The organism is Saccharomonospora amisosensis (assembly GCF_011761185.1).
Taxonomy (GTDB): domain Bacteria; phylum Actinomycetota; class Actinomycetes; order Mycobacteriales; family Pseudonocardiaceae; genus Saccharomonospora_A; species Saccharomonospora_A amisosensis.
The window spans coordinates 939333-960377 of record NZ_JAAOYM010000001.1; the positions used below are offsets into that span (position 1 = coordinate 939333).

Below are 21045 nucleotides of genomic sequence, written 5' to 3' on the forward strand. Positions count from 1 at the left end.
AACGTACCCTGGAGCAGAGAGCCCCTGTGCCCCTCGTCCCGGGCAGGGGTATGTCTTATGTAAGGGGATTTCCAGCCGTGACCGAATCGAGCCCAGGCTCTTCGCGCCCGGCCGCGCTCGCCGGGCTGCTGTCGGCGGTCCTGCCCGATCCGGCGCTGCGTGGCGTCGTCGAGCGTGCCGGGGCGCCGCTGCTCGACCTGGTGGGCCCACCCGCAGCTAGGCAACTCGTGATCGCCGCGCTCGCGGCCGAGGGCGGTGCGGGCAGGCCAGTGCTCGCCGTGACCGCCACCGGCAGGGAAGCTGAGGAACTCGCCGCCGCACTGCAGGGCCTGCTCGGCGATGACGCCGTCGCCGACTTCCCTTCCTGGGAAACGCTTCCGCACGAGCGGCTCTCCCCTCGGGCCGACACCGTCGGCAGGCGACTCGAGGTGCTGCGCAGGCTCGCGCGGCCGGGTCAGGGCGGGCTGCGAGTCGTAGTGGCCACCGTGCGCAGCCTCATCCAGCCGATGGCCCCCGGCCTCGACACCCTCACCCCGGTGGAACTGGCGGTGGGGAAGGAAAGCGAGTTCGAGGGCGTGCTCGACCGGCTGGTCGAGCTTGCCTACACCCGCGTGGACATGGTGGAGAAGCGCGGTGAGTTCGCCGTGCGCGGCGGCATCCTGGACGTGTTCGGGCCCACGTCGGAGCACCCGCACCGCGTCGAGTTCTTCGGCGACGAGGTCAGCGAGATCAGGGCGTTCTCCGTAGCCGACCAGCGATCGCTGCCGGGCGAGATCACCGAGATCGTCGCCCCGCCGTGCCGGGAACTGCTGCTGACCGCCGAGGTCAAGGCCAGGGCAGCCAAGCTCGCCGAGATGCACGCCGCCGACGCGCAACTCGCCGAGATGCTGACCAAGCTGTCCAACGGCATCCCGACCGAGGGCATGGAGGCGCTCATCCCCGTGCTCTGCGAGGGAGAGCTGCGACTGCTCACCGACGCCATGCCGCAAGGCTCGCACGTCGTGCTCGCCGATCCGGAGAAGATCAGGGCCCGCGCCCACGACCTCGTGCGCACCGGCCAGGAGTTCCTCGAGGCCTCGTGGCTGAGCGCCGCCGGAGGCGGCAGCGCCCCGATCGACCTCGGCGCTTCGGCCTACCGGGAGCTCGCCGAGGTGCGCTCGCACGCGGGCGAGACCGACCGCGCATGGTGGACCCTCTCGCAGCTCACCGGCGAGCAGGACGTGCTCAGCCTCGACATCGAAGCCGCCCCCGCCTACCGAGGCGAGCTGGAGCGGGTGAGCACCGACCTGCGGGCGCACACGGCGGCTGGCGGGGCCGCGGTAGTGGTGGTGCGGGGACCGGGCACGGCCAAACGGGCCGTCGAGCAGTTCTCCGCCGGCGATGTTCCCGCGACACTGGCCACCGGCGGCCTTGCCGAACCGCCACGACCCGGCGTGGTGACCGTGACCTGCGGTGGTATCTCGGACGGCTTCGTGGCGCCCGCGTCTGCGCTGGTGGTGCTCAGCGAGAGTGACGTCACCGGAAGGGGCGCCACCGCGGGCAGGTCCAGCCACGACCTCAACACGAAGATGCCCTCGCGCAGGCGAGGCGCCGTCGACCCGATCGCGCTGAAGGCCGGCGACTACGTCGTGCACGACCAGCACGGCATCGGCCGGTTCGTGGAGATGGTGCAGCGCACCGTCGGCGGCGCCACCCGCGAGTACCTGGTGCTGGAGTACGCGCCCTCGAAGCGAGGGCACCCCGGCGACCGGCTGTTCGTGCCCACCGACCAACTCGACGAGGTGTCGCGCTACGTGGGCGGCGAACTGCCCACGCTGAACAAGCTGGGCGGCTCGGACTGGAAGAACACCAAGGCAAAGGCTCGCAAGGCGGTCAAGGAGATCGCCGCCGAACTCGTGCAGCTCTATGCGGCGAGGCAATCGGCACCCGGCCACGCTTTCGCTCCCGACACCCCATGGCAGCGTGAGCTGGAGGACGCTTTCCCGTTCACGGAGACTCCCGACCAGCTCGCGGCGATCGACGAGGTGAAGCGGGACATGGAGCGCGGCGCCCCGATGGACCGGGTGATCTGCGGTGACGTCGGCTACGGCAAGACCGAGATCGCCGTGCGCGCGGCCTTCAAAGCGGTGCAGGACGGTAAGCAGGTCGTGGTGCTGGTGCCGACGACCCTGCTCGCGCAGCAACACCTGAACACCTTCACCGAACGCATGCACGCCTTTCCGGTGACGATCAGGGGGCTGTCGCGGTTCGCGGACCCGCACGAGGCGGAGCGGACTCTGACCGGTCTCGCCGAGGGCGAGGTGGACATCGTCATCGGTACCCACCGGCTGTTGCAGACCGGTGTGCGCTACAAGGACCTCGGGTTGGTCATCGTCGACGAGGAGCAGCGTTTCGGGGTCGAGCACAAGGAACACATCAAGGCACTGCGCACCCACGTCGACGTGCTGACGATGTCGGCGACACCCATCCCCCGGACGCTTGAGATGAGCATGGCGGGGATCAGGGAGATGTCCACGATCCTGACGCCGCCGGAGGACCGGCACCCGATCCTGACCTACGTCGGTGCCTACGACGACAAGCAGGTGGGCGCGGCCATCCGGCGGGAACTGTTGCGCGACGGTCAGGTGTTCTACGTCCACAACCGGGTCTCCTCCATCGAGAAGGCGGCCAGGCGGTTGCGGGAGCTGGTTCCGGAGGCTCGCGTGGTCACCGCGCACGGGCAGATGAACGAGCACCGACTCGAGCAGATCATCCAGGGCTTCTGGGAACGCGAGTACGACGTGCTGGTGAGCACGACGATCGTGGAGACCGGGCTCGACATCTCCAACGCCAACACGCTGATCGTGGAACGCGGCGACATGCTCGGTCTCGCGCAACTGCACCAGCTACGCGGCAGGGTCGGTCGCGGCCGCGAACGCGGCTACGCCTACTTCCTCTACCCGACGGAGAACCCGCTGACCGAGACGGCGCACGACCGGCTCGCCACGATCGCGCAGAACACCGAACTGGGCGCGGGCATGGCGGTGGCGATGAAGGACCTTGAGATCCGGGGAGCGGGCAACATCCTCGGCGCGGAGCAGTCGGGCCACATCGCCGGTGTCGGCTTCGACCTGTACGTGCGGTTGGTCGGCGAAGCCGTCGACGTGTTCCGCAGGCACGCGGGCGCGGGTGCCGGTGAAGAGGAGGAGGCGCCCGCGGAGGTCCGAGTTGACCTTCCTGTCGATGCCCACATCCCGCATGACTACGTTCCTGGCGAGCGGCTACGCCTCGAGGCGTACCGCAAGATCGCGGCGGCTCCCGACTCCGAAGCGCTCGACGCCGTGCTGGAAGAGTTGGTCGACCGCTACGGCACCCCGCCGCGGCCGGTGAGCAGGTTGCTCGCGGTCGCGGCGTTCCGGCAGGTGTGCAGGCAGGCGGGGATCACCGAGGTCACGGTGCAGGGCAACAACATCCGGTTCGCTCCGCTTCCGCTGGCCGACTCGCAACTGGTGCGGCTGAAGCGGCTCTACCCGAAGGCCGTGTTCAAGGCCGTCACCAACACCGTGTCGGTGCCCAAGCCCACCGAGGGCCCCGCGGGCGGCCGCATCGGCGCGCCACCGCTGCGCGACGAGGCGCTGCTGGAGTGGTGCACGACCCTCGTGCGTTCGCTCACCGCGCAATCGGCCACGACGGGATCGTGAGTGGCTGGTTCGTCGCGGCGCCGGACCCCGGTGCGTCGCGGCAGCCGAAGCGGCATGTGAGAAGGTACGCGCTGTGACCCGTATCATCAGCCGCCCCGCCATGCTGGTCCTCGCTGTGATCGCCTCGCTCCTGCTCGCAGGGTGCGGGTCAGGACCTAGCAAGGTCGACTCCGCCGCCATCATCGGGAACCGCTCCGTGTCGCTGGACTCCGTGCAGCAAGAGGTCCGGTGGCTGCTGGACAACGTTCCGCAGGTGGAGCAGGCGCGGCAGCAGCAGAAGTTGGCCCTGCAGTCGCGGCAGATCGTCCGCAGCAGGGTGCTGCACCAGTTGGTGACCATCGCCGCCGCGCGAGAGGGGCTGCGCGTCGACCAGGCCGAGGTGGACCGGCTCGTCGAGTCCGGAGGTGGCGTCGACCGGGTCGCCCGCGACATGGGCATCGCTCCGGAGCGGGTCCGGCAGCTCGCGGCCGACCAGGTGTTGCTGCAGCAGCTCGCGCAGCGGTACCTGGACGGGCTCGCGGTCCGGTTCGTCGGTACGACGATCGTCGGCGAGTCGGCGGGTAACACCGCCAGGGAGCAGGCGCGCGCGCTCGGTGAGCGCATCGCGGCCGACCCTGCCAACGCCGAGCGCGTCATCTCCGAAAGTGGGCATCAGCTCATCCAGGAGGAGCTGTCGTTCGCCGACGCGCTGCGCGGCCAACCCGAGTTGGGCATCAGTGCGCTGTTCGGCACTAGGGAGGGCTCGGTGATGGTGATCCAGCCGAGCCAGGCGCAGTCCGGCTGGCTGGTGGCGCTGGTGCGCGAGCGGACGGTGACAGGCTCCGGTCAGGGCAACGCCGACCTGGCCGCCCAACTCGACCCGCAGGTGCTTTACCTGGCAGGGGTGCGGATGTTGCAGCCGATCGCCGACGAACTCGGCGTCCAACTGAACCCGCGCTACGGCGTGTGGGACAGCGCGGCCATGGCCCCCGCCGCCAACTCCGACGAGGTGACCGGCTACCTGCTGCCGTCCCGTACCGTGCGGCCATGACGTCTTCGCGGGCGACGGTGGTGCTGATCTCCCAGGCACTGCCGCAGGTGCTGCCCGCAAGGGCGTGGCCCGCGATGCGCTCGGCGAGCGCTGTCTACGCCGCGGCGGACGTGCCGGAGGCCACGCGAGCGGCGCTGGACGTCAAGGTGGCGCCCGAGCCCGCTGAGCTCGCGCGCCACCCCCATGTCGTGTTGCTCGCGGGGAGCGTGGCCGAGCCCGGTGCGGCCGCGCTCGTCGAGCGCGGCGCGGAGGTGCTCGAGGCCGCCGTGCCACCGTTGGTGCGGGCGGTCGACGTGATGGACCGGTTGCGCTCACCGGGTGGTTGTCCGTGGGACGCGGCGCAGACCCACGATTCGCTGCGCCAGTACCTGATCGAGGAGACCTACGAACTGCTCGACGCCATCGAGAGCGGTGACCCCGTCGCGCTGCGCGAGGAACTCGGTGACGTGCTGTTGCAGGTGCTGTTCCACGCCAGGATCGCGCGGGAGTACGACCACGACGCCTTCGGCATCGACGAGATCGCCGAGGAGTTGGTGGCCAAGCTGGTGGGCAGGCACCCGCATGTGTTCACCGACGAGGAGCAGGTGCACACCGTCGAGCATCAGCAAGCCCGTTGGGAGGAGCTGAAGCAGGCGGAGAAGCGCAGGCAGTCGATCATCGACGGGGTCGCCTTCGGACAGCCGGCTGTCGCACTCGCGGGCAAGCTCGGCCAGCGCACCGGCCGGGGTGGTGTGCCGTTCGACCTGCTGCCATCGGGGACCGACGAGGGCGCCAAGCTGTTTCGCGTCGCGGCCGCGGCTCGTCGCGCCGGGGTGGACCCGGAGGGTGCGTTGCGGGCGGTCGCGAAGGAGTTCGCCGATCGGGTTCGCGCCGCGGAACGAGCCGCGCGCGAGGCGGGCTGGGACCCAGTCACCCTGGATGCTGACGGCTGGCGCCGCTTCTGGCCCGCGTAGCCTGATCGGGTGCCCGAGCCCCACGCCCGACCGAGCACACCGTCACGTGACCGCGGCGGCCCACCGCTGCCGCGGGCCGCGCTCGGCCGGGTTCTGCTCACACTGCTGCTGATCGCTGCCGGGCTCATGCTGACCCTGACCATCGGTACGAACAGGGGCGACGACAACGCCACCGTGGCGGCGGGTGATCAGCGGCGCCCCCGGCCCCACACCAGCGTCCCCACCCGTGCGGTCGCGGCGCCTCCGGACCGACCGCGCGCTTCCGACGAGGCTCAACTAAGGGAGTGGGCCGACGGCGTCTCGGCCGCCACCGGCGTTCCCGCACGTGTGCTCGCGGGCTACGGCAGGGCGGAGATGTGGCTGCGCGGCGAGCGACCCGGCTGTGGGTTGTCCTGGGCGACACTCGCCGCCATAGGCGGTGTGGAATCCGAACACGGCAGCGTCGGTGGCAGGAGGATCGGCGCCGACGGCAAGCTCACCGAGCCGATCGTCGGCGCTGCCCTCGACGGCTCCGCCGGCGCGCGGAAGGTCGCCGACACCGAAGGCGGCAGGCTGGACGGCGACCGGGAATGGGACCGAACCATTGGACCGATGCGGCTGCTACCGCAGACGTGGCAACGCTGGGGCGGCAGGGCGATCCGTGACGGGACGAAGGCGGACCCGCAGAGCATCGACGACGCCGCGCTCGCGGTTGCCCGGTTCCTCTGCGCCGACCGCAGGGACCTCGCCACCCCGCGCGGCTGGTGGGATGCGGTGCTGGCTTACCACGATTCCGTCGGTTACGCCCGCGACGTCTACCGTGCCGAGGAGGCCTACGCGGCGGCCACCCGCTAGCGGCGTTCGAGGGCGAGCCTGGCGGCCACCTCGCCGATCGCGTCCTGGTACTCCGGCACCGGGTTCATCGCTGAGGCCATCTTCAGCTGCCCCAACGCCTCCACCAGTCGACCGAGCCGCTGCAACGTCCTGCCCAGCACGAATCGCGCGTAGTGGTCCGAAGGATCGAGTTCCACGACGCGGGTCAATGCCCGTTCGGCGCGGACCAGTTGTGCGGAGTGGAAGTAGGCACGACCGGCGAGCAGCTGCACGCTCGGCTTGTCCGGTTCGGCGTCCAGCACGGGTTCGAGTGCCTTCAGCGCATCGAGCGGCCTGCGCCGCTGCACCAAGGCCTCCGCCTGCCGAAACGCCCGGAACCGGGCCTCGCCGGAATGCCGCGGTGCTGGCTCCTCGTCAACCATGGTCTTCTCGACGGTACCCGCGAGGATCGCGATTCTCGACCCCCGGCAATGTCTCGAAACGGACATGATCCGTGCCGACCCGCTAACGCATCCGTGTGGCCTATCGATCTAGTGACGGCTCACCTCACCCGATTGGAGGCACGGTGCATCCGGACGAGTTCGACCATCCCGACCTGCGTGACCGGAGTTGGACCAAGCGTGCGGAGCGGCGGGCGCGCCGCGAGGCCAGAAGAGTGCGCAGGCGGCAGGTGGCTGTCTGGGGGCAGCCGAAGCGACGATCCCACCGCGTGCGCTGGCTCGCTCTCGGCGCGGTGGTCGTCGCGGCGGCGTCGGTGGGCATCTACTACGTCGAGCGCAACGCCGAGGAGGACACCCGGCCAGGCAGCCGGGCGGACCTGCCCTCGATCAACCCGGTCGACCTCGACCGGCCGTTCGCGAGCACCCCTGCCCGGAACTGGGCCGACGGTGCGGCGGGCATCGTGCCACCCGACCCGGTGGCGGTCGGCGACTTCAGTGCCGAGCAGGTCGGCGAGGCGACCGAAACCATGAAGCGGATACTCGTCGCGTCCCGGCTGGACTCCCGGATGCTCAGCGAAGGCGACACCGACGCGTTCGTTTCGCTCTTCGCCCCCAACCAACGAGAGTGGGTCCGCGAGCAGTTCAGTACGCCGCGGTGGCCCGCCGCGCTCGCGACGCGGCTCGCGCCAGGCTTCCGGCTGCTGCCCTCGGGGCCGAAGGTGCGGGGATCCATGCGGGTCGAGGCAGGGGAACGGCCGGGGGAACTGCGCGTGCGCACCAGTTACGCCTTCGCCTACGCGTTCCACACCGACGACCCCTCGGCCGTGCACGCCCCGCTCGACATCGTCGCGCTGTACCGGGCCCGGCTGTCGTTCGTGTGGCGCGACGGCGACCTGTGGCGGCGGGGCGACCGTGGCTTCGCCTTCGACGGAGGTCAGGGCTTCTCCTACTCGATAGCCTGCGAGCAGGCGGAAAAGGGCATGCTCGCTCCCGCCTACAGTGGCCGTGCCCGGCTCGGCCTGCCGTCCGGCAGGCGGCCACCGGAGTACTTCGACCCGGCCAATCCCATTCCCGACGAGGACTCCTGTTGATCGGATTCGGCGGGGTGAGTGCTGCCACGACACGGCTGATGTGGTGAACTAGCGCGCCATGAGCGACGAAGCCCCGAGCTATCTCGGCCTCGCGCCGTACCTGTACTACACCGACGCCACCGAGGCGGTGGAGTGGCTGACCCGGGTGTTCGGGTTCCGGGAGAAGGTCCGGTATGTGGACGCTGCCGGTGAGGTGTTTCAGGCCACCGTGCTGGCGGGAACCGCCGAGATCCAGCTGACCGCGGTGGACGAGGGCTACTGGGAGGCCAAGGGAGTCGACGGCCCCGTCGGCCAGCTCAACGTCGTCTACGTCGACGACGTCGATACCCAGTACGAGCGGGTCAAGGAAGCGGTCGGCGACACCGCGGAGGTGACCACCCCGCAGGACCAGCCCTACGGGGCCAGGCTGTTCACCGTGCAGGACATCGGTGGCAACAGCTGGGCGTTCTGGCAGCGGGTTTCCGACACCGTGGACCTGCCGGTCGGCTGGCAGGAGATCCGGGCGGAGGACTCCTAGGCCCGCGCGAGCGGTCGGCTTCGCGAGCCTCCGCAGCGCGGCAATAGTGTGCGACTACGCTGGGTGCCGTCGTGGCTGACTCAACCGGGTGAGGAGCTGAGTGTGGCGGTTATCGAGCAGGTGGGCGCGCGCGAGATCCTGGACTCTCGCGGAAACCCGACGGTCGAGGTGGAGGTGGCCCTCGACGACGGCACGCTGGCGCGGGCCGCGGTTCCCTCGGGGGCGTCCACAGGCGAACACGAGGCGGTGGAGCTGCGAGACGGCGACGCCGACCGCTACGGAGGCAAGGGCGTCGAGCGAGCCGTCGCGGGTGTGCTTGACCAGATCGGGCCCGCTCTGGTCGGGGTGGACGCGGTGGACCAGCGCATCGTCGACCAGAAGCTGCTCGACCTCGACGGAACACCTGACAAGTCGCGGCTGGGGGCCAACGCCATCCTCGGCGTTTCGCTCGCCGTGGCGAAGGCCGCGGCGGACTCCGCGGAACTGGAGCTGTTCCGCTATCTCGGCGGCCCCAACGCGCACGTGCTCCCCGTGCCGATGCTCAACATCCTCAACGGCGGCGCCCACGCCGACACCGACGTCGACATCCAGGAGTTCATGATCGCTCCGATCGGCGCCGAGTCGTTCCGGGAGGCGCTGCGCTGGGGCGCGGAGACCTACCACGCGCTCAAGGCCGTGCTGAAGGGCAGGGGGCTGTCCACCGGTCTCGGTGACGAGGGCGGATTCGCGCCGAGCCTCTCGAACAACCGGGAGGCGCTCGACATCATCATGAGCGCCATCGAGAAGGCCGGCTACCGGCCCGGCCGGGACATCGCGCTGGCTCTCGACGTCGCCGCTACGGAGTTCTTCGACGACGGCGCCTACACCTTCGAGGGCACCAAGCGCAGCGCGGAGCAGCTCGCGGCGTACTACACCGAACTCGTGGACGCCTACCCGCTGGTGTCGATCGAGGACCCACTCTCCGAAGACGACTGGGACGGCTGGGTCCGGCTGACCGCCGAACTGGGCGAGCGGGTGCAGTTGGTTGGCGACGACCTGTTCGTCACCAACCCCGACCGGCTGGAGGAGGGCATCTCCCGGCGCGCGGGCAACGCCCTGCTCGTGAAGGTCAACCAGATCGGCACGCTGTCGGAGACGCTGGACGCCGTGACACTGGCCACCTCGTACGGCTACAAGTGCATGATGAGCCACCGCTCCGGCGAAACCGAGGACACCACGATCGCCGACCTGGCGGTGGCCACCGGGGTGGGCCAGATCAAGACCGGCGCGCCCGCTCGCAGCGAGCGGGTCGCCAAGTACAACCAGCTGTTGCGCATCGAGGAGACCCTGGGCGACGCCGCCCGCTACGCGGGTGACCTGGCCTTCCCGCGATTCAACCCGGAGGGCTGACCCGGCGTGGCCGAGCGAGGCAGGAATCGCGGCAGGCGTGGCGGGGGACGAGCGCGCGGCTCGTCCTCCCGCCGCCCACGCCGCGTGCGGCGAGGAGAACCCAGGTCGCGCCTGCGCAGGGGGCTGAGCGTCAGCAGGTCCTCCGGCGCGGCCAAGGTGCTCGGCCTTTCCACCACGCGCCGAGCCGCCGTAGTGGCGATCGTGGTCTGCGCGCTCGCTTTCACGATCGCCGTGCCGCTTCGTACCTACCTCTCGCAGCGCGCCGACGTGGCCGAGCAGGAGCAACGGCAGGCCGAGTTGCGGGGCCAGGTTGCGCAACTCGAACAGCGGCACGCGGAACTGAGCGACCCCGCGCAGGTGGAGGCTGAGGCTCGGCGCAGGCTCGGCTACGTGATGCCGGGCGAGACGCCCTACATGGTGCAACTGCCGGAGGACGACCGTGGTGAGCGGCCGCAGCAGGACGAGGCGGCACCACCACGCGACTCCTGGTACCAGAACCTGTGGAACAGTGTGAAAAGACAGTGAACGTGAAAAGCCAGTGAACGAAACCCGGTTCGAGCCCGTCACCGACTCCGACTACGCCACCATCACAGAGCAGCTTGGCCGAAAACCACGAGCGTTGCGCGCCGTCGCCGCACGCTGCCCTAGCGGCCATCCCGCTGTGGTGCAGACCAACCCTCGGTTGGAGGACGGGACCCCGTTCCCGACGCTGTACTACCTCACTTGCCCCACGCTTGCGTCAATCGTGGGCAAGCTCGAGGCGTCGGGGATCATGCGGGAATTGACCGAGCGGCTCTCCCGCGACGAGGAGCTGGCCGAAGCCTACCGCAGGGCACACGAGTCCTATCTCGCACAGCGAGATGCCATCGAGCCGCTGGGGCACCAGGTCACGGCGGGCGGCATGCCGGGAAGGGTGAAGTGCCTGCACGTCCACCTCGCACACACCCTGGCGTGCGGCGAGGGCGTCAACCCCATCGGCGACGAGACCTTGCGCCTTGTGCGCGAGGAAGGCTGGCCGTTGGGAGACTGCGCCGATCGGCGTTAGTGCGACCGGAGCAATTCACCCACGGTTTGTTCGCGCGGGGGTGACCTCGCACCCGCCGGTGAGGCAGGCTGAGCCCGACCCTGGATGACTGGTGGGAGGGTTCGAGCGGGATGAGCGACGCTGCCCGGCGGTTCAGCGCACGGCACAAGACCGTGGCGGCGATGGTCGGTGGTTCGCTGGCGATGCTGCCAGTGCTCGGGGCGAGCGGCGCCGCCTCGTGGTGGCTGAAACCCAGCGCCAGCGCACAGGGGTTGCCGCTGGAGGGTGGCTATGCCCCACCCGTGCCCGGCCGGATCTCCGTCGACGGCAGCCTGCCCGATTCGCCCGACCCGCAGGACCTGCGGGTGTACCAGGGACCTTCGCCGGGTCCACAGGGGATACCGCACTCGGCCCTGCGGGCCTACCGCAAGGCGGCCGAGGCGGTGGGGCGGCAGTATCCGCGGTGCCACCTCGACTGGGCGCTGCTGGCGGGCATCGGTCGCATCGAGTCCAACCACGCACGCGGCGGCTACGTCGACAACCGGGGCGACACGCTCGAACCGATCCTCGGACCCGTACTCAACGGGGTGGGTCCGGTCGCCGCGGTCGTCGACACCGACGGCGGCCGCCACGATCGCGACTCCACCTGGGACCGCGCCGTCGGTCCGATGCAGTTCATCCCCGGAACCTGGGCCCGATACGCGGCCGACGGAAACGGCGACGGCAAGCGCGATCCGAACAACCTCTACGACTCAACGGTGGCGGCCGCCAGGTATCTGTGCTCCGGCGGGTTCGATCTCGCCGAGCACGATCAACTCAGGGCGGCGATCTACCGGTACAACAACTCGTGGTCCTACGTGGAGGCCGTGATCCGGTGGGCGAGGGCATATCGGGACGGCGTGTTGACACTGCCTGACAGCGACGTGCCGCTTGCGGTGCCACGGGTGCTTGCCGTCGAAGCACCCGCACCTGCGGGGCCGAGCCGGGGCTCTACAGGTGAAGGGGGCGACACGTCCGCGACGACGCCGGCTTCGCCCGCCTCGCCCGGCGGCGAGCTTGCGGCCGAGGCAACCCCACCTCCTGCACCCCCGGAGCCGTCACAGCCCGAGCAGGAGACGACGCGGGAGCCGTCGCCGCAGGAGAGCACCACACAGCCGTGCGAGTCTACGGATTCGACCGATCCCAGTACGGAGCCGACCAGCTCGACAACGTCGACCTCGCCGACGTCCGGCGCCACCTCAACCGAGCCCGTGCCGACAACGACGTCGAGCGAGCAGACGTCCAGCACCACCACCACACCGCCGCCCTCCTGCGGGTAGCAGCGACCGAGCCGGGTGCCGCAACCACCGGCGGTTAGGGTGGCGGCATGCCTCGCGTAGCCGCCATCGACTGCGGAACGAACTCCATCCGGCTGCTGGTCGCCGAGCTGACCCACCGCCATGACGGCACGGTGGACCTGCGTGACCTCCACCGCGAGATGCGCATCGTGCGACTGGGACAGGGAGTCGACGCCACCGGCAGGTTGGCGCCGCAGGCACTGGAACGCACAAGGCAGGCGCTGTCGGCATATACGATCGCCGCCCGTCGCAAGGGTGTGGAGAAGCTGCGCATGGTGGCCACCTCAGCCACCAGGGACGCGAGCAACCGCGACGATTTCTTCGCCATGACGCGCGAAGTGCTCGGCGTTGAGGCCGAGGTGATCAGTGGCGACGAGGAGGCGAAGCTGTCTTTCGCGGGGGCGGTCGCCGAACTGGACCCGGATGAGGGCCCATTCCTGGTCGCCGATGTGGGCGGCGGCTCGACCGAACTCGTACTGGGCACCTGGGACGGCAGGCGGGCCGACGTCGCCGCCGCGCGCTCGGTGGATGTGGGCTGCGTGCGCATCACCGAGCGCACGCTGCGCTCCGATCCACCGACGCAGGAGGAGATCGAGTCCGCGCGGCGGCTGGTGGAGCGGACGCTCGAGGACGCCTTCGAGGTCGTGGATGTGTCCAAGGCGCGGACGTGGATCGGCGTGGCGGGCACGGTGACCACCCTGTCCGCGCTGTCGCAGGGGCTGCCCGAGTACGACTCGGAGCGCACCCACCTCTCGCGGCTTTCCCGCGCCGACATCGAACACACTGCGGCACGGTTGCTCGCCTCCGACCACGCCGCCAGAGCGGCCGACCCGGTGATCCACCCCGGGAGGGTGGACGTCATCGGTGGCGGTGCGCTGATCGTGCGCGTGCTGGCCGAGCAGCTCGCCACCAGGGGCGGCCCACGGGAACTTGTGGTGAGCGAGCACGACATCCTCGACGGCATAGCGCTGTCGCTGGCCTGACCCCCCGCGAGTCCCCCGCTCCTGCCCGCGAGTCCCCCGCTCCTGCCCGCGAGTTCTGCGTTCCTGCCCGCGAGTTCTGCGTTCCTGCCCGCGAGTTCCCCGCGTGGCGCCTCTTCTCGGCGCCACTCCCGGCGTGGTCCGGTGATACCGGCGACCGCCCGACATCCGGTCCGAACGCAGAACTTGCGGGCGTCGGCGCAGAACTCGTGGTCTCCTGCGCAGAACTCGCGGGCGTCGGCGGGGGACTCGCGGGCGTCGGCGGGGGACTCGCGGCGCGTGCCCTCCGCTGGTGAGTCCCGCTACCTGTTCGCGGCGGCCGCGACGAACGCCGCCAGGTCGCGCGACTGTTGCACCCTGGACGGCTCGTGTACGTACATCACGTGCAACGGTGGTCGTGACCTGGGGAAACACTGTTGGGGGTCGGTGGGAACCTTAGGGAGCGTACTGGGCTATTAGTGCAGGTCAGCCTACATTTCCATCCTCCGTTTTGGAAGCCTCTCGGAGTGCCTGGTTGTCGAGGTTCGTCCCACGTCGTGTCCCACGCTGTCCCACGCCACCATTGTCCACAACGGACAAGGTAGGGGCCTCGCCGAGCGCGGCGAGCACGCGGGCGCGAGCCGTGCTGGTCTGCTGCACGTACTCGCGCGACAGGTTGATGTCACTGTGGCCCATAACCTCAGCGAGCTGGAACACATCCAGACCGCCTTCCGCCAACCGCGTCGCGAACCCTCGGCGCAGCGCGTACCCCGACTTGCCGTGAACGCCGACGGCTTCAGCGGCCTTCCGAAGATGGAAACCGAGGATGTCCCGATTCAGCGGCTTACCGGCCTCGGTCAAGAACACCAACGGATGCGCACACTTCTCCCCTCGCATGTGCTCGACGCCACACGGCTCCCGCGGATCGCGGCCGGCTAATCGACGACGTGCGATCTCCACAGCACGCGCCGAAAGCGGCACCTCGCGGGCGTCGCGGTCCTTCGGCCATGGCCGGATCCTCTTCTGCCTGAACACGAAGACCTCGGCGACCGTTAGGACCGCGTTGACGAGATCGACGCGGTGCGCGTGAAGACCAGTCAACTCCCCCGGCCGTAGGCCGGTGTCGATCATGAACAGCACCGCGTCCGCGTAGTCGGGCCGGAGCTTCCCCGCGAGCTTCGTCGCCTCGTCGGCGGACATATATACCTTCGGCCGCTTCTGTCGCTTCGGCAGCTTCACCCCGGCGCACGGCGAGGCATCGAGGATGCCCTCGTCCAGTGCTCGCGTGATCGACACCCGGAATGGCGAGTAGACGCGTTGCACGTAGCTCGCTGACAGCGGGCGCTGCACGAACTTCGGGTCCACCATGTCGACGGGCGCCTTGCCGCGTTCCAACTGCTCGACCCACTTCTGAATGTCTCGCTGGGCGATCTTGTTCAGCGGCACGTCGCGCCAGCGCGGCAGCACGTAGCTGCGGACGAGTTGCTGCTCGATGCGGCCCGCGTCGGACTCGAACTCCCGCGTCTGGCTGACGATCTCCCACCACGCGCCCCACGATGTCCGGGCGGACAGGGTGCCGTCGTTGGCTGCTGCGGTCCGACGAGCTTTCACCTCGGCTTCCTGAGCGGCCTCGCGCGCATCCGCCTTCCTGCGGAAGGTGCCCTTGACGGTGCGCTTCTTCCCGCCTGAATCGCGGTAGACGCCGCGCCACCGGCCGGACGGCAACTTCTCAGCGCTCGCCATTGTCATCCTTTCCGACGCTTTGCCCAGAAGCGAACTTATAGAGCCGTGCCAAGTTCAGTGCGAATCGTCCAACTTCTTCGAGTTGATCTGCATCCAAAGCCGACATTGCGGCCAACACTTGGTTATATGCATCGTCAGTACCGCGAGCAGATTTCCATTGCTCTTCTTCGGATAGGAATTCGGGTAGACTCTGGCGTTTTGGTGCTGCCCCGGCGGCCAGGGTGGGGGATCGCAAGCGCTGTAGTGTTAGGGCTATATCCAGGCCATCTGGGGCGTCTTTTGCTTGAAGTGTGGTGCCTGGCTCAAGATCAAACACGCGGTCTACGGCAGCGAGGCTCATGTCGCGAACTCGCTTCCCCGATTCGATTCGGAGCCATGTAGCGTACGCAATACCAGCCTTATGTGCCGCCTCTTCTGCGGTTAATCCACGCTTTATCCGTTCCCGTCTGACGATGCGACCGAGGATTTGCTTTTCACGGCTTACTCGTGTAACGAGAACGCCTGAAACAGCATGGAGGCTGCGGTCAAAGTGGGCTATCGAGTCGGCATCAGAATCAACGTCGAACGTAAAATACACCGCCCCTTCCCGACCCATTATCGGCATTGGGTAGCGGCGAGGTCCTACTATGGATCCGCGTTTCAAGTCTCCGCCGGCCTGGCGAGCCAATCGGGTGGCACTCGAGATGATGCGAGCGATCTCTTCGGTCTGCAACGATTGATCAACTAGCACTGTCACGTTGTAGCGATGCCTGCCGGGCAGACTGTCCGACTGGCCTGAATCGTTGTCCACACCCTCAGCATGGCAAGAACCGCTAGGAGTGTCTAGGAGAGTCTGGGAACTACATCTGTGTAGGAATATCTTTAGGCACCTCGATGCAGCGATCGGCAGCACTTGGGCGACATGCTGTTGACCCGGTAGTTGCAACTCGGTACAACTAGGTATAGCTTCATGGTGGTCGCTGGGAGCGCCCCGGCGACAAGTCGGATCACCTAGGAGTGCAATGGATAGCCCCTGGTTGACGGTCGACGAAGCCGCCACGAGATCGCGCCGTCACAACAAGACGGTACTCCGCGCTCTTCGCCGTGGAGAACTGCGCGGTCATCAAGCCCGTGCGAATGGGCGCTGGCTGATTCACGTCGAAGACCTCGATCTGTGGGTCCGCGGCGAGCGGCCGACAGGTCGAACGAAGGTGGCGAGCTGATGCCGCTCGTCAACATCCCTCAGGCAGCGACCTACCCGAACACGAGCCGGCAAGCACAGGTCGGGCAGGTCGCCGAACTGAACATCAACTACTCAGGAGTAGCGATGCCTACGTCGCAGCATAACGCAGTACATCCGTACTGCAACCCGGAACTGCCCACACCGCCCGCTTGGGCGTGCGAAGTGGTGATCGACGGCGGCACCGGCGGGGTCTACTCGCGGCGCTCGTCGGTCGAGGTCAGCGCGTTCGACGATCTCGACCGGGCGGAGGAGGTCGCTGTCGACCTCAGCCAGGTTGACCTCGTCGACGAGGACTCCGGCGAAGTCCAGCGCTTCGAGCCGCGCGTCACGGTAGTGGTCCACAGCCGCGACGAAGGTTCCTTTCCAATTCACCTCACGGTCGAGCAGGCGGGGCGGCTCCGCACCGCGCTTGGTGAGCTGCTTGACGCGCTTGGCGAGCCCGACCAGGACTTCGCGGCCGTCGAGGCTGAGGCGCTGGCTCTGGTGGCGTCGTCGAACGGGGGTGTCGACCATGGCTGACCTGTTCGGCTCATCGACCGGACCTGCGGAGCCGGCGGTTCAGGTGAGCGGCTCGTTGTATCGGGTGAGGCACTTCGCCGAGGAGGCGCGGCAGGGTCGCCTTGCTGCGCTGGAGGCGCTGCGGCGCGCGGAGGCCGAGGTGGATGCCTACCTCGCCCGGCAGGCGCAGGCGCGCGACGCGGAGGTGCGCGCCGCTGGTGAAGGGAAGGTGGCCGCTGACCCGCGCCCCACCTCGGCGCAGGCGGCGCGCACCATCGCTCCCCGGGTGGGGACACAACGCGCCCGCATCCTCGCCGCCATCGTCGAGTACGGCGGCCTGACTGATCACGAGCTGGCGGAGCGACTGGGCATGCTCGACAACTCCGTGCGGCCGAGGCGAACCGAGTTGGTGTCTGGCGGATTCGCCGCCGACTCCGGCCGCGTGCGCACTCACCGCGGCACAGCCTGGGTCGTGTGGGAAGCGACCGAGGAAGGGCGGGCCTGGTGGCGCTCCCTGCTCGGGGGTGCCGCATGACGCGCCCTGATGGATTCCCCGCTGACCGGTCCCTGGCCGCAGTCAGGCGCCACTACCGGCAGATGGTCCCGCTGTTCGATGCCTACTGCGCGGCCGTCGAATCGCACGCTGAGTGGTTTCCTCGACCGATCACCGAACCGGCGCGCCCGGAGAACTTGCTGGCTCGGTCGGAAGCGTGCTTGATCGCGCTGCGGAATGTCGGTCACCCGGCCGACGAGCTCGCGGTCACGCTGGCCGAGGCCTACGTCGAGCGGCTCGAGGACGAAATCCGCAGCCTCGCCGACGAAGAACCCAGCCTGGATGATCTCGTGACCAGGTACTTCTTCGCCTTCGCCGGATGTGTCCCGACGCCGGAGAGCTGGCTGTCCGAGGTCGAGGAGGAGAAGGACGCTGCGGTGGCCGAGTTGGTCGAGCAGATGACCGACGAGCAGCACGCCGAAGCGCTGAAGGCGGCGATGCCGCTGGTTCTGGAGCGGATCATCGCCAGGGACAAGGCTGAGGGGGCGCAGTGATGGTGGAGTCTTTGCAGGTTGTAGCCGTCTGGCTGCTGGCGTTCGTGGGTGGCGCGGTCGCCGCCGCCGTGGTTGTCCTGCTGGCGGATCGCGTGGCCGACCGCCTCTACACCACTTGGCGGCGACCGTGCCCGCAGTGCATTCGCTGCGACGACCACTCCTAACCACAGGGCCGGTCCCGCATCCCGAGCGGGATCGGCCCCACCCCGAGCAACTGGAGGGGACATTGTCCACGTTGGACAGCGGGAGCGAGTCCCGCGAATACCAGGTCATCCCGATCACTACGCCGTCTCGCGCTGAACTGTGGCAGCGCAACCAGCTCGCGAGGAGTCTGCTCAGCCATCGTCCGTGCTCGACCGAGACCACCCGACTAGTGCTGGCCGTGCTTGACGGCACAGCGGAGGCGAGGTGAATACCATCGAGTCGGTACCCGTGAGGTACCGGGGAACATTGTTCGCCTCGACCCTGGAAGCGGACTGGGCGGCGACATTCGACAGGCTCGGCTGGTACTGGCAGTACGAGCCCCTCGCGGTGAGGCTACTCAACGGCGAGTGCTACCGACCAGACTTCTGCCTGCCAGCGCAGCGGGTGTGGTGCGAGGTCAAGGGCCCGCATGACGAGCGGCTCCACAAGACCCGGCTGCTGCAGGCCACGCTGAGCTATGACCGCTGGGACTGGGAATCGTGGCTCGTTGTCGTCCTACGGCCGCCAGGCCCAGGCGAGGCTGCCACGTGGCATGGCACCAGCGAGGAGCAGGACATCGTCTTGGTGCGCTGCTTCGAATGCGGCCACTACTGCTTCATGGACCACGCCGGGATATGGACTTGTCGACACCACATCGGCGTGGGGACAACGCCTGAGAAGCCGTGGCGGAACGGTGGGGAATTGCTTCGCAGTGGCGATGCGATGTTCACGCGCGCCCCTCGTCTGTTGAAAAGGGGTGCATGATGCGCATTCGGTCGATCAAGCCGGAGTTCTGGCGTTCCAAGACCATCGCAGGGCTCGCGTGGGACGTGCGGCTCGTGCTCAAGGGCCTGGAGTCGTATGTCGACGACAACGGCGTCGGCAAGGACGACATCGCGCTCATCGCCGCTGACGTGTTCCCTCGCGACCTTTCCGCGAACCCTCGCGAGACCCTCGCGAGATTGTCCGAAGCGATTTCCACCCTCGCTGAAGCCGGTCTCGTCATCCGATATGAGGCTGATGGCGACGAACTGATCTACATCGACCGCTGGGAAGACATCCAGCGGATCGACAAACCATCCAAAGGACGTTTCCGCAGGCCAGACGGCACATTGAACTACTCGGAGACGGCCGCTCGCGAGACCCTCGCGAGCCCTCCCGAAACCCTCGCGCCTGTAACAGGGGAACAGGGGAACAGGGGAACAGAGAAAAGACCTCCGTCAACCGCTGCGCAGTCGACGGAGCAAGACGACCCAGACTTCGCGAAATTCTGGGACGTGTACCCACGCAAGGTGGGCAAGGGCGAGGCGCGCAAGGCGTGGGCGAAGCTACTCAAGGCCGGGATCGACCCGGCAGACATCATCGCCGGCGCGGAACGCTACCGCGACGATCCGCTACGCAAACGCCAGGAGATCAAGTACACCAAGCACCCAGGGCCATGGTTGAACGCCGAACGCTGGACCGATGAAACATCCGCAGCAGGCAGCGGTGAACTGCAGGGATGGTGGAGCACGTGAGCGCACTACGAGAACTCGTGCTCCCCAGGCTCGACGGACTACGCACGTCAGGCTCCGGCTACACCGCCCGCTGCCCAGCGCACGACGACGGCCGGGCCAGCCTGTCGGTGTCAGCAGGCAAGGAACACCCCGTCGTCCTGCACTGCCACGCCGGGTGCGATCGCGACGCCGTGCTCGACGCGCTCGGGCTCACCTGGGAGCAGATATGCCAGCCGCATGATGACCGGAAAGACGACGGCGAGTGGACCCCGAGGGGTCCTGCCGTCGCCGTCTACGACTACGTGGACGAGGCCGGTGAACTGCTGTTCCAAGTGTGCCGCACCGCGGACAAGCAGTTTCCGCAGCGACGCCCAGACCAGTCCAGGAAGAGCGGGTGGAGCTGGAAACTCGGAGATGTACGCCGCGTCCCCTACCGGCTTCCGAAGATCATCGACGCGCTGGAGTCCGGGAAGCCGGTCTGGATCGTGGAGGGCGAGAAAGACGTTCACACCCTCGAGAGGCAGGGGCTGATCGCCACTTGCTGTCCCGGTGGCGCCGGGAAGTGGCGATCAGAGTTCGACGGATTCTTCGTCGAGGCCGATGTGACCATCGTGGCCGACCGCGACGAGCCAGGGGAAAAGCACGCACGCGCTGTCGCCCAGTCGCTGGCCGACGTGGCCACCAGTATCCGCATTGTCGAATCCGCGGTCGGCAAGGACGCCACCGACCACTTCTCCGCTGGGCGCACCATCGACGAGCTGGTCGAAACGTGGAACGCCACACAGGGACAGGACATCGACCTGGCACCGGACCTGTGGGAGTTCATCGGCCAAGAAGATCCACCCCCTGACTGGGTGATCCCGGACTTGCTCGAGCGAGGCGACAGGCTCATCTGGACAGGGTTCGAAGGCCTCGGCAAATCGATGTTCCTCCGCCAGTTGGCGGTGACCGTCGCCGCAGGCCTGCATCCCTTCCACTTGACCGACATCCCACAGCGAACCGTGCTGATGATCGACTGCGAGAACTCCGAACGGCAAAGTCGCCGCAAATTCCGACCACTCGCGGCCGCGTCGATCAGCTCACGTCACCGCGTCCCAGACGGGGCGCTGCGGCTCATTCACCGCCCCGCAGGCCTCGACCTGACCCGCGACGATGATGCCGCATGGCTCATCGAGCGCGTCACTGCGCACCAGCCCGACCTGCTCATGATCGGCCCGTTCTACCGCCTTCACGCAGCGAACATCAACGAGGAACAAGCAGCACGCCGAACGGTGGCGATACTCGACGCGGCCCGCACCAAGGTCGACTGTGCTCTCGTCGTCGAAGCACACGCCGGCCACGGTGAACAGGGTGCGAACCGATCAGTTCGCCCACTCGGGAGCTCGCTACTGCTGCGCTGGCCCGAGTTCGGCTACGGCATCAAGCCGGCAATAGAACCTGATCAACACGGGCGCGTGAAGCTGGTCAAGGTGGAGCGGTGGCGAGGAGATCGCGCCGAACGCGACTGGCCAACCCAGCTCGTGTGGGGCGACCCATGGCCGTGGCAACACGTCAAGCACGGCCACGTGCAGAAACACCCCGAAGGCTGGCAGCAAAAGTACGACGACTGACGGAACGGATCAG

The 21045-nt window shown here is 68.2% G+C and carries 23 protein-coding genes; 20 read left to right on the forward strand and 3 right to left on the reverse strand.

Going from position 1 to position 21045, the window contains the following annotated elements:
- Window positions 1–50 precede the first annotated feature (50 nt).
- From mfd to FHU38_RS04620, 4 genes are all read left to right on the forward strand, one after another.
- Window positions 51–3680 carry a transcription-repair coupling factor gene (gene mfd, locus FHU38_RS04605; protein ID WP_208415556.1) on the forward strand — a complete coding sequence of 1210 codons (3630 nt, stop codon included), beginning with the start codon at window positions 51–53 and terminating at the stop codon, window positions 3678–3680.
- Between the two features lie 73 nt (window positions 3681–3753).
- The gene (locus FHU38_RS04610) at window positions 3754–4710 is read left to right on the forward strand and encodes a SurA N-terminal domain-containing protein (RefSeq protein WP_167166811.1); all 957 of its coding nucleotides are present in this window, start codon (window positions 3754–3756) and stop codon (window positions 4708–4710) included.
- Window positions 4707–5663, forward strand: coding sequence for a MazG family protein (locus FHU38_RS04615; RefSeq protein WP_167166813.1), 957 nt, complete (start codon window positions 4707–4709; stop codon window positions 5661–5663). Before FHU38_RS04610 ends, FHU38_RS04615 begins: the two co-directional genes overlap by 4 nt.
- Window positions 5664–5672: 9 nt before the next feature.
- Complete coding sequence (locus FHU38_RS04620) at window positions 5673–6497, forward strand: murein transglycosylase (protein ID WP_313886665.1); 825 nt, start codon at window positions 5673–5675, stop codon at window positions 6495–6497.
- On the opposite strand, the gene FHU38_RS04625 is transcribed toward FHU38_RS04620, so the two are convergent.
- Window positions 6494–6898, reverse strand: coding sequence for a tetratricopeptide repeat protein (locus tag FHU38_RS04625; protein ID WP_167166816.1), 405 nt, complete (start codon window positions 6896–6898; stop codon window positions 6494–6496). The genes FHU38_RS04620 and FHU38_RS04625 overlap by 4 nt on opposite strands.
- Before the next feature lie 143 nt (window positions 6899–7041).
- On the opposite strand from FHU38_RS04625, the gene FHU38_RS04630 reads away from it, so the two are divergent.
- The 7 genes from FHU38_RS04630 (at window position 7042) to FHU38_RS04660 (ending at window position 13257) form a co-directional block, all read left to right on the forward strand.
- Complete coding sequence (locus FHU38_RS04630) at window positions 7042–8007, forward strand: hypothetical protein (protein ID WP_167166818.1); 966 nt, start codon at window positions 7042–7044, stop codon at window positions 8005–8007.
- 58 nt (window positions 8008–8065) lie between these two features.
- Complete coding sequence (locus FHU38_RS04635) at window positions 8066–8524, forward strand: VOC family protein (RefSeq protein ID WP_167166820.1); 459 nt, start codon at window positions 8066–8068, stop codon at window positions 8522–8524.
- A gap of 102 nt (window positions 8525–8626) precedes the next feature.
- Complete coding sequence (gene eno / locus FHU38_RS04640; RefSeq protein WP_167166822.1) at window positions 8627–9913, forward strand: phosphopyruvate hydratase; 1287 nt, start codon at window positions 8627–8629, stop codon at window positions 9911–9913.
- A gap of 6 nt (window positions 9914–9919) precedes the next feature.
- Window positions 9920–10438: an FtsB family cell division protein gene (locus FHU38_RS04645; RefSeq protein WP_167166824.1), complete on the forward strand. Its 519-nt coding sequence runs from the start codon at window positions 9920–9922 to the stop codon at window positions 10436–10438.
- Between the two features lie 13 nt (window positions 10439–10451).
- Window positions 10452–10958: a DUF501 domain-containing protein gene (locus FHU38_RS04650; protein ID WP_167166827.1), complete on the forward strand. Its 507-nt coding sequence runs from the start codon at window positions 10452–10454 to the stop codon at window positions 10956–10958.
- Between the two features lie 110 nt (window positions 10959–11068).
- Window positions 11069–12256 (forward strand): lytic transglycosylase domain-containing protein, encoded by a 1188-nt coding sequence (locus FHU38_RS04655; protein WP_167166829.1) that lies wholly within the window; start codon window positions 11069–11071, stop codon window positions 12254–12256.
- A 47-nt stretch (window positions 12257–12303) separates the two neighbouring features.
- Window positions 12304–13257, forward strand: a complete 954-nt coding sequence (locus FHU38_RS04660; protein ID WP_167166831.1) for a Ppx/GppA phosphatase family protein — start codon at window positions 12304–12306, stop codon at window positions 13255–13257.
- A 462-nt stretch (window positions 13258–13719) separates the two neighbouring features.
- Here the strand turns inward: FHU38_RS04660 and FHU38_RS04665 are convergent, their stop codons facing one another.
- Window positions 13720–14976, reverse strand: coding sequence for a tyrosine-type recombinase/integrase (locus tag FHU38_RS04665; protein ID WP_167166833.1), 1257 nt, complete (start codon window positions 14974–14976; stop codon window positions 13720–13722).
- Window positions 14963–15766, reverse strand: a complete 804-nt coding sequence (locus FHU38_RS04670; protein WP_167166834.1) for a 30S ribosomal protein S6 — start codon at window positions 15764–15766, stop codon at window positions 14963–14965. The genes FHU38_RS04665 and FHU38_RS04670 overlap by 14 nt, the downstream gene beginning before the upstream one ends.
- Window positions 15767–15977: 211 nt before the next feature.
- Between FHU38_RS04670 and FHU38_RS28115 the strand changes: the two genes are divergently transcribed.
- The 9 genes from FHU38_RS28115 (at window position 15978) to FHU38_RS04715 (ending at window position 21032) form a co-directional block, all read left to right on the forward strand.
- Entirely contained in the window at window positions 15978–16178 is a 201-nt protein-coding gene (locus tag FHU38_RS28115) for a helix-turn-helix domain-containing protein (protein ID WP_167166837.1), read from the forward strand.
- Window positions 16178–16717, forward strand: a complete 540-nt coding sequence (locus FHU38_RS04680; protein WP_167166839.1) for a hypothetical protein — start codon at window positions 16178–16180, stop codon at window positions 16715–16717. The genes FHU38_RS28115 and FHU38_RS04680 overlap by 1 nt, the downstream gene beginning before the upstream one ends.
- Window positions 16710–17231 carry a hypothetical protein gene (locus tag FHU38_RS04685; protein WP_167166841.1) on the forward strand — a complete coding sequence of 174 codons (522 nt, stop codon included), beginning with the start codon at window positions 16710–16712 and terminating at the stop codon, window positions 17229–17231. The genes FHU38_RS04680 and FHU38_RS04685 overlap by 8 nt, the downstream gene beginning before the upstream one ends.
- Window positions 17228–17743, forward strand: coding sequence for a hypothetical protein (locus tag FHU38_RS04690; protein ID WP_167166843.1), 516 nt, complete (start codon window positions 17228–17230; stop codon window positions 17741–17743). The genes FHU38_RS04685 and FHU38_RS04690 overlap by 4 nt, the downstream gene beginning before the upstream one ends.
- A gap of 11 nt (window positions 17744–17754) precedes the next feature.
- Window positions 17755–17907: a hypothetical protein gene (locus FHU38_RS04695; protein ID WP_208415558.1), complete on the forward strand. Its 153-nt coding sequence runs from the start codon at window positions 17755–17757 to the stop codon at window positions 17905–17907.
- 62 nt (window positions 17908–17969) lie between these two features.
- Complete coding sequence (locus FHU38_RS04700; RefSeq protein ID WP_167166847.1) at window positions 17970–18155, forward strand: hypothetical protein; 186 nt, start codon at window positions 17970–17972, stop codon at window positions 18153–18155.
- Window positions 18152–18691 carry a hypothetical protein gene (locus FHU38_RS04705; protein WP_167166849.1) on the forward strand — a complete coding sequence of 180 codons (540 nt, stop codon included), beginning with the start codon at window positions 18152–18154 and terminating at the stop codon, window positions 18689–18691. The genes FHU38_RS04700 and FHU38_RS04705 overlap by 4 nt, the downstream gene beginning before the upstream one ends.
- Window positions 18688–19443 (forward strand): hypothetical protein, encoded by a 756-nt coding sequence (locus FHU38_RS26920; RefSeq protein ID WP_208415559.1) that lies wholly within the window; start codon window positions 18688–18690, stop codon window positions 19441–19443. Before FHU38_RS04705 ends, FHU38_RS26920 begins: the two co-directional genes overlap by 4 nt.
- On the forward strand, window positions 19440–21032 hold the full coding sequence (locus tag FHU38_RS04715; protein WP_167166851.1) for an AAA family ATPase: 1593 nt from the start codon (window positions 19440–19442) through the stop codon (window positions 21030–21032). The genes FHU38_RS26920 and FHU38_RS04715 overlap by 4 nt, the downstream gene beginning before the upstream one ends.
- The last annotated feature ends 13 nt before the right edge of the window (window positions 21033–21045 follow it).